The sequence below is a fragment of the Leifsonia naganoensis genome, from assembly GCF_013410615.1.
Taxonomy (GTDB): Bacteria; Actinomycetota; Actinomycetes; order Actinomycetales; family Microbacteriaceae; genus Leifsonia; species Leifsonia aquatica.
This window is the reverse complement of record NZ_JACCHJ010000001.1, coordinates 4,009,751-4,020,516: the sequence shown is the minus strand read 5'-3', so window position 1 is coordinate 4,020,516 and position 10,766 is coordinate 4,009,751. Positions and strand designations below refer to the sequence as shown.

Sequence of the window (10,766 nt, the reverse complement as noted above, 5' to 3'; positions counted from 1 at the left end):
GACGAGAAGAGGGCCCGTGGCGATCGCCACGGGCCCTCTTCTCGTCGATGGACGACGTCGATCAGACGAACGCCCGGTGGATCCAGTCCAGCTGGATCTGCGCCAGGATCGCCACGATCGCGTAGCAGACGATGGTGATGAGCGGCACCCAGCCGTAGGCCGCGCCGAAGAACCGGCGGGCGCGCTCCGGCAGCGGGATGTGGCCCTCCTTGAGGTTGTAGAGGGTGACGGCGAGGAACGTCGGGATGGTCACGACCCACGTCACCATGCACCACGGGCACAGCACGTTCAGCACGGTGAGCGACTGGGTGATCAGGAAGATCACCAGCGCGAGGGCGAGCGCGACGCCGACGTTGAACGCGATCCAGTACCAGCGGGCGAACCGACCGCGCACGGCGAACAGGCCGACGCCGACCGCGATGGTCGCGGTCCAGCCGCCCAGGCCGAGGACCGGATTCGGGAACCCGAGCAGCGATCCCTGCCACGAGTTCAGGTTCTTCGAGCAGCCCACCAGGACGCTGAAGTTGCAGGAGAGCTGAGCGTCGGGGTTCTCGAGCAGGTGGAACTTGTCCACCGTCAGCATGAACGCGGCCCAGAGGCCGATGACACCGGCGACGATCAGGAAGATCGCCAGGACGGTCGGGCGGCGGTACGGCACCGCGACGGCAGGTTCAGACACCCTCGGATTATGGCATGCGCCACGCGGGCGGTCCTGGGAGCACCGGCATCCGATCGCTCATCATGCGATAATCGTCTCTGGACGTCGATCCGGCCCTGCCGGAGACGGACGAATGAAGGCTTGAGGGCGCCCCCGGCGCCCGGTGAGGGTCGGCCGCGAAGGCCGGCGAAGACAGAGCCGGATGCGCGCCGCGCCACGAGCCGGCCGTGTCCGAGCAAGGATTACGGGGCCGGCCTGAGTCGGCTCCGACGGAAAGTACCCGGTGAGCGGGGAACCGCAGCCGGTCGAGGAGTGCACCAGCGATGGTGGAAAACGAGAATATCGACAGCAATGGCAACGACACGGAGACGGGAGGGCGCAAGCGCAAAGGGCTCTTCGGAGCGCGACGCGCGGTGAAGCGCACCACCGACTCTCCGGTCCAGCAGGCGGGCGCCACGGCGGCTCCCGAGGCGCAGGCGCCCACCGGCGACACCGCCGACGGTGCGGGACAGGCCGTCGCGGCCGAGTCCCCGGCCGCCGAGACGGTGCAGGAGGCGGCCACGACGGTCGTCGCCGTCGCCGAGCGCGGCGCGCACGAGCCGCCGGCCCTCCCGGAGCCGCTCGCGGAGACCGAGGCGCCCCTCGCGGGCGTGCCCGGCCTCCCGCCGACGACCCTGCTCTTCCAGGCGCCGGACATCGTCCCCCTCCCGCCGCTCCCCGGCGACGAGGACGAGGAGCCGACCGGCGGCGTCCGTCGCCGCGCCCGCCGCCGTGCGGGCGAGAGCAGCCGCGAGGGCTCCAACGACCCCGCGAACACCGTGGTCAAGGTGCGCACGCCGCGCGAGCCGGAGCTCATCACCGAGCCCCAGAAGGTCAAGGGCTCCACCCGTCTCGAGGCGAAGAAGCAGCGCCGCCGCGACGGCCGCGACGCCGGCCGTCGCCGTCCCGTCATCACCGAGGCCGAGTTCCTCGCCCGCCGCGAGTCGGTCGACCGCCAGATGATCGTCCGCGAGAAGAGCGGCCGCATCCAGATCGGCGTGCTCGAGGACAAGGTGCTCGTGGAGCACTACGTCGCACGCTCGCAGGAGGCGTCCCTCATCGGCAACGTCTACCTCGGCCGCGTGCAGAACGTGCTCCCGAGCATGGAGGCCGCATTCGTCGACATCGGCCGCGGCCGCAACGCCGTGCTGTACTCCGGCGAGGTCGACTGGGATGCGGTCGAGACCGGCAACCAGCCGCGTCGCATCGAGCTCGCCCTGAAGCCGGGCGACCGCGTGCTCGTCCAGGTCACCAAGGACCCGGTCGGCCACAAGGGCGCCCGTCTCACGAGCCAGATCTCCCTGCCCGGCCGTTACCTCGTGTACGTGCCGAACGGCTCCATGAACGGCATCAGCCGCAAGCTCCCGGACACCGAGCGCGCCCGGCTGAAGAAGATCCTCAAGGAGGTGCTCCCCGAGAGCGCGGGCGTCATCGTGCGCACCGCCGCCGAGGGCGCCACGGAGGAGCAGCTGACGCTCGACGTCAACCGTCTCACCGCGCAGTGGGCCGACATCAGCAAGCAGGTCGAGAAGCAGCAGGCGCCCGCGCTCCTGCACAGCGAGCCGGACCTCCTCATCAAGATCATCCGCGACGTGTTCAACGAGGACTTCCAGAAGCTCGTCATCGCCGGCGACGAGGCGCGCCAGACGATCGAGAACTACCTGCGTCAGGTCGCCCCGGACCTCCTCGATCGCGTCGAGGCGTACACGGGCGAGCGCGACGCGTTCGACGAGCACCGCATCACGGAGCAGATCGAGAAGGCGCTGGAGCGCAAAGTCTGGCTGCCGTCGGGCGGTTCGCTCGTCATCGACCGCACCGAGGCGATGACGGTCGTGGACGTCAACACCGGGAAGTTCGTCGGCTCCGGCGGCAACCTGGAGGAGACGGTCACCAAGAACAACCTCGAGGCCGCCGAGGAGATCGTCCGTCAGCTGCGGCTGCGCGACATCGGCGGCATCATCGTCGTCGACTTCATCGACATGGTGCTCGAGACGAACCGCGACCTCGTGCTGCGCCGCCTGATCGAGTGCCTGAGCCGCGACCGGACGAAGCACCAGGTCGCCGAGGTCACCTCGCTCGGGCTCGTGCAGATGACCCGCAAGAAGCTCGGCCTCGGCCTCCTGGAGACCTTCAGCGAGGCGTGCGAGGTCTGCGCCGGCCGCGGCGTCGTCGTGCACCACGACCCGGTCGTGAAGCACCGTCAGCCGCAGCAGCAGGCCCCGTCCGGCGAGCGTCGCCGCGGCCGTGGCGGCAACGGCGGCGGATCCTCCGCCTCCGCGCCCGCGAGCGCTCCGTCGCACACCGGCAACGGCGGCACCCACGCCATCACCGACGACGCGAAGAACGCGCTCGCGCAGATCGCCGCGTCGACCATCCACCCGCACCCGCAGGACGGGGAGGCCGCACCCGCGGCTCCCGAGTCGGCTCCGGCGCCGAAGAAGCGCCGCCGCAAGGCCAAGGGCGCCACGTCGGCCGAGCAGGAGAGCGCCGCGGAGAGCACGAACGCTGCAGCGCCGGCGACCGAGGACGCCGCACGCGACGAGGTCGCTGTCGCCGAGGAGATCGTCGAGACCGTCACCGTCGAGACCGTCGAGCCGGCCGAGGCCGCCGCGGACGGGACCGTGGACGACGCGTCCGCCCTCCTGCCGCTGCTCGACCTGCCGGAGCCGCACGAACCGGCCGAGCCGGCCGTGCGCCCCTCCGCCGAGGAGACCGAGCAGCTGCTCGGCTCGGTGCTCGACTCGCTCCCGCAGCCGAAGGAGCCGGGCCAGGGCCGCAGCCGCAGCCGTCGCGCCAGCACCGCGGTCATCGCGGGCGGCGAGATCGCCCCGAAGACGGAGTAGCCCCTCCCGCATCCGAGACCGCGTGCGGAGCGCCGACCGAGTGTCAGTGCCTCCGCACGCGGTCTCGTGCTTTCACGCGCAGTCCGCTGGCGATCAGCCGCGTGACGAGCTCCTTACCGGGCACGGCGAGGGCTCCTGCGGCCACCAGCTCGTCGTAACGGCGGTCGGGGACGTCGTAGTGGTCGCGGTCGAACGCACGCCCCGGGATGTCGTTCGCGGCCGCGAAGGCGTGCAGCTCGTCCAGGGACGCGTCGCTGACCAGATGGGACCACAACATGCCGTGGGCGGGCCATGCCGGGGGATCGATCAAGACCGTCATACAATGATTGTAGGAACGGTGCCATCGACGGTGCCGCACGGTCCTGGAGCCCCCGCGTTGAATTGACGTGACGAGTGGCCTCAGGTAAAGTTGACCGCTGGTGTGTGTTGGGCGTCGCCTGATTCGCCATCATGGTTTTCTGAGAGCCGCTCCCGGTCCCCGGGGCGTCGGACTCGCCAGTGACTTCCGAGAACAGTAAGTAGGACCAGGTCCGGGCCGTCAGGCCGCCGGGAACTGTTCCCCGACGAAAAAGGTACGTGAAAGTGGTTTACGCAGTTGTGCGCGCCGGTGGCCGGCAGGAGAAGGTCGAGATCGGGACCATCGTCACGATGGACCGCATCAAGGCCGACAAGGACGGCAACGTCGAGCTGGCTGCGGTGCTGCTTGTCGACGGTGACAAGATCACGTCCGACGCCAAGTCGCTCGCCAAGGTGAAGGTCACCGCCGAGGTCCTCGGCGACCTCCGCGGCCCGAAGATCGTGATCCAGAAGTTCAAGAACAAGACCGGTTACAAGAAGCGTCAGGGCCACCGCCAGGAGCTCACGCGCGTCAAGATCACCGGCATCAAGTAGTCGACCCGGACCTCCCGAGGAGAAGAAGACATGGCACACAAAAAGGGAGCGAGCTCCACTCGCAACGGCCGCGACTCGAACGCGCAGCGCCTCGGCGTCAAGCGCTTCGGCGGCCAGACCGTCAACGCCGGTGAGATCCTGGTCCGCCAGCGCGGCACCCACTTCCACCCCGGCGTGAACGTCGGCCGTGGCGGCGACGACACGCTGTTCGCTCTGGCGGCGGGCGCGGTCGAGTTCGGCAACAAGGGCGGCCGCAAGGTCGTCAACATCGTGGCGGTCGGAGCCTAGCCTCCACCACCAGCACCACTTTCCGGATGGGCGGGCTTCGGCCCGCCCATCTGCTGTTGAGGACACAAGTAGGGAGCACCACATGGCGACGTTCGTTGATCGCGTGACGTTGCATCTGCGCGCCGGCAACGGCGGCAATGGGTGCGTCTCGGTCCGTCGGGAGAAGTTCAAGCCGCTGGCCGGCCCGGACGGCGGCAACGGCGGAAACGGCGGCGACATCATCCTCGTCGCCGACCCGCAGGTCACCACGCTGCTCGGCTTCCACCGCGCACCGCACCGGTCGAGCGACAGCGGCGGCTTCGGGATGGGCGACCACCGCAGCGGTCACACCGGCGAGGACCTCGAGCTGGCCGTGCCGGTCGGCACCGTGGTCAAGTCGGAGGACGGCGAGGAGCTCGCCGACCTGACCGAGCCGGGCATGCGCGTCGTCGCGGCCGCAGGCGGCATCGGCGGCCTCGGCAACGCCGCGCTCGCGAACCAGAAGCGCAAGGCTCCCGGCTTCGCGCTGCTCGGAACGCCGGGCTGGGAGGGCGACGTCCTCCTCGAGCTCAAGACCGTCGCCGACGTTGCCCTGGTGGGCTACCCGTCGGCCGGCAAGTCGAGCCTGATCGCAGCCCTCTCGGCGGCCAAGCCCAAGATCGCCGACTACCCGTTCACCACCCTCCACCCGAACCTGGGTGTCGTGCAGGCGGGCGACGTGCGCTACACCGTCGCCGACGTCCCCGGCCTCATCGAGGGCGCGAGCGAGGGCAAGGGCCTCGGCCTCGAGTTCCTGCGCCACGTCGAGCGCTGCTCGGCGCTGCTGCATGTGCTCGACTGCGCCACCCTGGAGCCCGGCCGCGACCCGCTGAGCGACCTCGACGTCATCCTCGGCGAACTCGCCGCGTACCCGGTGCCGGACGGGCAGCTCCCGCTGCTGGACCGCCCGCAGCTGATCGCGCTCAACAAGATCGACGTCCCCGAGGCCCGCGATCTGGCGGAGCTGGTGCGCCCCGACCTCGAGGCCCGTGGTTACCGCGTGTTCGAGATCTCGACGGTCAGCCATGAGGGACTGCGGCAGCTGTCCTTCGCGCTCGGCGAGCTCGTCGAGGGCGCGCGTGCGGAGCAGGTCGCCCTCGAGGAGGCGCGCCCGCGCATCGTGATCCGGCCGAAGGCCGTGGACGACTCCGGCTACGTGGTCAAGGTCGAGGGCGGCAGCGACGGCCCGGTCTACCGCATCCTGGGCGCGAAGCCCGAGCGGTGGGTCGCGCAGACCGACTTCGCCAACGAGGAGGCCATCGGCTACCTCGCCGACCGGCTCGCGAAGCTGGGCGTCGAGGACTCGCTCTTCAAGGCGGGCGCCGTGGGCGGCTCCACCGTCGTCATCGGCCGGAACAACGGCGTGGTGTTCGACTGGGAGCCCACGCTCACCTCCACCGCCGAGCTCATGACGGCGCCGCGCGGCACGGACGCGCGACTCGACGCGAACAACCGCCCCACGCGCAACCAGCGCCGCGAGGAGTACTTCGAGCGCATGGACGCCAAGGCGGAGGCCCGCGCCGAGCTCATCCGCGAGCGCGAGTCCGGCCTGTGGCAGGACGACGACTACAACGACGGCGTCGACGGAGGCGCCGGCAGCGAGGAGACGGGCAAGGAATGACCATCGACGACCGCAGCGGGATCCCTGCAGCCAGACGCATCGTCGTCAAGGTCGGCTCCTCCTCCATCAGCGGGGAGAACGCCGGGCAGATCCAGCCGCTGGTCGACGCGCTTGCCGAAGCCCACGGGCGCGGCACGCAGGTCATCCTCGTCTCCTCCGGAGCGATCGCGACGGGCATCCCGTACCTGTCGCTTCAGGAGCGCCCCACCGACCTCGCCACCCAGCAGGCCGCGGCGGCGGTCGGGCAGAACGTGCTCATCAACCGCTACCAGGACAGCCTCGACCGGTACGGCATCGTCGCCGGCCAGGTGCTCCTGACCGCGGGCGACATGGAGACGCCGACCCACCGCAGCAACGCCAAGCGGGCGATGGAGCGGCTGCTCGACCTGCGCATCCTGCCCATCGTCAACGAGAACGACACCGTGGCGACGCACGAGATCCGCTTCGGCGACAACGACCGGCTCGCGGCCCTCGTCGCGCTGCTGGTGGAGGCGGACCTCCTGGTTCTCCTCTCGGACGTCGACGCGCTCTACACGAAGCCCCCGCAGGAGCCCGGAGCCGAGCGGATCGACCGGGTCGCGTACGACGACGAACTGGCCGGCGTCGAGATCGGCGCCACCGGCCTCTCGGGCGTCGGCACCGGGGGAGCGCTCACCAAGGTGTCCGCTGCGCGGCAGGCCGCCGAGCGCGGCACGGCCGTGATCCTCACCGCCACCTCGCTCGTCTCCGAGGCGTTGCGCGGGGAGGCCGTCGGCACCTGGTTCGTCCCCGCTCCGGACGGCGTCCCGAGCGTCACGGGCGCCCTCTCGGCCATCACCCCGGGCGCCGCCGCGTCCTAGACTGGGACCATGTCTCAGACCACCGTCGCGCCCGTCGCGCTCGTCGACAAGCTGGCCGCGGCCAAGCACGCCTCGATCGCCCTCGCGACCGCGACATCGCTGCAGAAGAACGCCGCGCTGACCGCTATCGCCGAGGGTGTCGTGTCGTCCGCCGACGAGATTCTCGCGGCGAACGAGCTCGACCTCGCCAACGGCCGCGAGAACGGCCTGACGACCGGCCTCCTCGACCGGCTCACGCTCTCGACCGCGCGCCTGCAGGGTCTGGCGGACGCCGTGCTCGAGGTCGTCGGCCTCACGGACCCGGTCGGCCAGTCGGTGCGGGGGAGCACCCTCCCGAACGGCGTCGCGATCTCGCAGGTGCGGGTGCCGTTCGGCGTCGTCGGAGCCATCTACGAGGCGCGCCCGAACGTCACCATCGACATCGCCGCGCTCGCGATCAAGAGCGGCAACGCGGCGGTGCTGCGCGGGGGGAGCGCGGCCATCGAGACGAACCGCGTGCTCGTCTCCGTCATCCAGGAGGCCCTCGCGACCGCCGGGCTGCCCGCCGACGCCGTGCAGACGATCGACGAGTTCGGCCGTGCGGGAGCCGGTGAGCTGATGCGCGCCCGCGGCTACGTCGACGTGCTCATCCCGCGGGGGAGCGCGGACCTCATCCGCACGGTCGTCACCGAGTCCACCGTCCCGGTCATCGAGACGGGCGCCGGCGTGGTGCACATCGTGCTCGACGAGAGCGCCCGGGAGGACTGGGCCGTGGACATCGTCCGCAACGCCAAGGTGCAGCGCCCGAGCGTGTGCAACGCCGTCGAGACCCTGCTGGTCCACCGGGACGCCGCCGAGCGCCTCCTGCCGCCCGTGCTGGGCGCGCTGGCCGCCTCGGGCGTCACCGTGCACGCCGACGAGCGTGCGCTGCCCTACGCGACGGACGGCGTGCCCGTGACCGAGGAGGACTGGGCGACGGAGCACATGAGCCTCGACATCTCGGTGAAGGTCGTCGACGACCTCGACGAGGCGATCGAGCACATCCGCCGGTACTCGACGCAGCACACCGAGTCGATCATCACGAACGACCTGGCGAACGCGGAGCGTTTCCTCGCCCAGGTGGATTCGGCGGTCGTGATGGTCAACGCCTCCACCCGCTTCACCGACGGCGGCGAGTTCGGTTTCGGTGCCGAGGTGGGCATCTCCACCCAGAAGCTCCACGCGCGCGGTCCGATGGGCCTGCCCGAGCTGACCAGCACCAAATGGATCGTGCGCGGGTCCGGGCAGATCCGCGGCTGAGCGCCCGCTAGACTGGTCGGCGGGCCAGCGCCCACCGGAAAGGAAGAACCCGAGATGTCATTTCTGACGACCGTCCTCGCTGAAGCCGAGACCCACGTCGAGCTGCCCATGCCGACCTGGGCCTACGGGGCCATCGCCCTCGCCATCTTCGCGGTGCTCGCGATCGTGGTGTTCAGCTACAAGGACGTCGCCAACCGGCACAGCCACAAGGCCGCCGCGGACGCCGCGTCGCACGCCGGCGCTCCCGGTGCGACGCACCACGGCAGCGGACACCCGAACCAGGGGCACTGACCCTTCCGGGCATGGAGCTCACGGAGGAGAGCCGGCGACCGCGCATCGGTGTGATGGGCGGCACGTTCGACCCGATCCACCACGGTCACCTGGTCGCGGCCAGCGAGGTCGCGCAGTCGTTCGACCTCGACGAGGTCGTCTTCGTGCCGACGGGGCAGCCGTGGCAGAAGGGGCCCGTCACGGAGGCGGAGCACCGCTACCTGATGACGGTCATCGCCACGGCGTCCAACCCGCGGTTCACCGTCAGCCGCGTGGATGTGGATCGGGCCGGCCCGACCTACACGATCGACACCCTCCGCGACCTGCGCGCGCAGCGGCCGGACGCCGATCTCATCTTCATCACGGGTGCGGACGCCATCGCGCAGATCGTCAGCTGGCGGAACGTCGACGAGCTCTGGGAGCTCGCGCACTTCGTGGCTGTGAGTCGCCCGGGACATGACTTGAGTATTTCTGGATTGCCGTCGGGAGACGTAAGCTTGTTGGAAGTCCCGGCCCTGGCGATCTCGTCGACCGACTGTCGGAGCCGGGTGAGCAGGGGATTCCCGGTCTGGTACCTCGTGCCGGACGGTGTCGTCCAGTACATCTCGAAACACCACTTGTATCGGAGTGTTGCATGACTTCGTGGCCTGAGCAGCCCGCGGATGGCCAGCCGCCCCTGACGCGGCGACAGGCACGTGAGAGCGAGCGCACGGCAGCGCGCCAAGAGTCGCGCCGTGCCGGCACCGCGGAGCCGACCCCCGGCGGGGAGATCCCGGTCCTCACGAACCAGGGGAGCGCGCCCGCCGCGCAGGTTCCCGCCGCTCCGGTTCCCGCCGCTCCCGCCAACGAGCCTCCCGCCATCCCCGCGTCGGCGTTCGCCGATCCCGGAGTGGTCTCGCCGTCGCGCCCGCAGACCGGCGGCAACGACTTCGACGCCCTCCTCTTCGCCGAGCCCGGTGCGTCGGCACCCGTTGACGCATCCTCCGATGTGCGCGACGATTCCGCGCCGGCCTCCCTCTTCCGCGAGGCCGCGGATCCGTCGAAGCCCGAGGCCGTCACCCAGCCCGTCGCCGTCGTCCCGCCTGCCGCCGCTACCGCGACCGGATCGGGCGAGCGCACGCTCACCCGCCGCGAGATGCGCGCGATGATGCAGGCGCAGGAGGCCAACCAGCAGGCCAACCACACGCCGCACCTGGCCGAGCCCGTCGTCCCGATCGCGTTCAACGCACCCGGCGCTCCCGCTTCGCAGGAGCCGACCGACGAGACGCCCGTCGAGCAGGCTCCCGCCGACGACGCGAAAGCCGCCTGGCCATTCGCGCCGCTCACGCCCTCCAACTCGACCGGCACGTCGGAGCAGGTGGAGGCGCCGTTCGTCCCGACGCCGGCCGCGCCGCCGGTGCAGACGTCCGCCCCGACCTCGCCCTTCACGGCTTTCGGTCTCGCGCCCTCGTCGGCCGCGACGCCGAAGCCCGCCGAGGTGGAGGACACCTCCGCGCAGGAGCGCCGCCCGTTCACGCCGCCGACCGGTCACTGGTCGACCGCGGCCGAGGTGGAGGACGCGAGCGAGCCGATCATCTCGCGCAACGTCGGTCAGTCCACCGCGGCCACCACCACCAACGCGCTCATCCTGCCGTCCATCCCGCGACCGGATGCGACCGCGCCCCTCACGAGCACGGGAGAGATCCTCGTGACCGGCTCCATCGACCTGCCGCGCGGCGTCGGGTCGACCGGGCTCAACCCGGAGCACCTCGACTCCTCCGACATCGACAACCTGCTCGACGGAGAAGAGAACGAGTTCAACACCTCGGAGGTCGCCCCTGTGCGCGCCTCCCGGGCGATCAGCACCCACACGTCCACGCGCGGCGTCATCACCCCGCCGAAGAAGCGCGGCAACGCCCTGCCGACCGTGCTCATCGTCGTCGCGGGCGTGCTCGCGGTGGGCGTCATTGGACTGCTCGTCGCCGCCTACTGGCTGAAGGTGTTCTGATCCTCCGCTCCGCCACCTCGACACCAGACATCGT

The 10,766-nt window shown here is 70.7% G+C and carries 11 protein-coding genes; 9 read left to right on the top strand and 2 right to left on the bottom strand.

Annotation, left to right across the window (positions count from 1 at the left end):
* Positions 1-61: 61 nt before the first annotated feature.
* A complete protein-coding gene (locus HNR14_RS19300) occupies positions 62-679 on the bottom strand; it encodes a vitamin K epoxide reductase family protein (RefSeq protein WP_081703950.1) in 618 nt (205 codons plus the stop codon).
* 302 nt (positions 680-981) lie between these two features.
* On the opposite strand from HNR14_RS19300, the gene HNR14_RS19295 reads away from it, so the two are divergent.
* On the top strand, positions 982-3,540 hold the full coding sequence (locus tag HNR14_RS19295; RefSeq protein ID WP_179702264.1) for an Rne/Rng family ribonuclease: 2,559 nt from the start codon (positions 982-984) through the stop codon (positions 3,538-3,540).
* Between the two features lie 43 nt (positions 3,541-3,583).
* Here HNR14_RS19295 and HNR14_RS19290 read toward each other — a convergent pair whose 3' ends face one another.
* Positions 3,584-3,859 (bottom strand): DUF4031 domain-containing protein, encoded by a 276-nt coding sequence (locus HNR14_RS19290; RefSeq protein ID WP_021757232.1) that lies wholly within the window; start codon positions 3,857-3,859, stop codon positions 3,584-3,586.
* Between the two features lie 263 nt (positions 3,860-4,122).
* On the opposite strand from HNR14_RS19290, the gene rplU reads away from it, so the two are divergent.
* The 8 genes from rplU (at position 4,123) to HNR14_RS19250 (ending at position 10,732) form a co-directional block, all read left to right on the top strand.
* Positions 4,123-4,431: a 50S ribosomal protein L21 gene (gene rplU, locus HNR14_RS19285; protein ID WP_025155948.1), complete on the top strand. Its 309-nt coding sequence runs from the start codon at positions 4,123-4,125 to the stop codon at positions 4,429-4,431.
* A 30-nt stretch (positions 4,432-4,461) separates the two neighbouring features.
* Complete coding sequence (rpmA, locus tag HNR14_RS19280) at positions 4,462-4,719, top strand: 50S ribosomal protein L27 (protein ID WP_021757229.1); 258 nt, start codon at positions 4,462-4,464, stop codon at positions 4,717-4,719.
* A gap of 82 nt (positions 4,720-4,801) precedes the next feature.
* Positions 4,802-6,358, top strand: a complete 1,557-nt coding sequence (obgE, locus tag HNR14_RS19275; RefSeq protein ID WP_179702263.1) for a GTPase ObgE — start codon at positions 4,802-4,804, stop codon at positions 6,356-6,358.
* Positions 6,355-7,197, top strand: coding sequence for a glutamate 5-kinase (proB, locus tag HNR14_RS19270; protein ID WP_021757223.1), 843 nt, complete (start codon positions 6,355-6,357; stop codon positions 7,195-7,197). Before obgE ends, proB begins: the two co-directional genes overlap by 4 nt.
* A gap of 9 nt (positions 7,198-7,206) precedes the next feature.
* Complete coding sequence (locus tag HNR14_RS19265) at positions 7,207-8,475, top strand: glutamate-5-semialdehyde dehydrogenase (protein ID WP_179702262.1); 1,269 nt, start codon at positions 7,207-7,209, stop codon at positions 8,473-8,475.
* Between the two features lie 54 nt (positions 8,476-8,529).
* On the top strand, positions 8,530-8,766 hold the full coding sequence (locus HNR14_RS19260) for a hypothetical protein (protein ID WP_021757219.1): 237 nt from the start codon (positions 8,530-8,532) through the stop codon (positions 8,764-8,766).
* Positions 8,767-8,777: 11 nt separating this feature from the next.
* Complete coding sequence (nadD, locus tag HNR14_RS19255; protein ID WP_021757217.1) at positions 8,778-9,383, top strand: nicotinate-nucleotide adenylyltransferase; 606 nt, start codon at positions 8,778-8,780, stop codon at positions 9,381-9,383.
* Positions 9,380-10,732 (top strand): hypothetical protein, encoded by a 1,353-nt coding sequence (locus HNR14_RS19250; RefSeq protein WP_179702261.1) that lies wholly within the window; start codon positions 9,380-9,382, stop codon positions 10,730-10,732. Before nadD ends, HNR14_RS19250 begins: the two co-directional genes overlap by 4 nt.
* Positions 10,733-10,766: the final 34 nt, after the last annotated feature.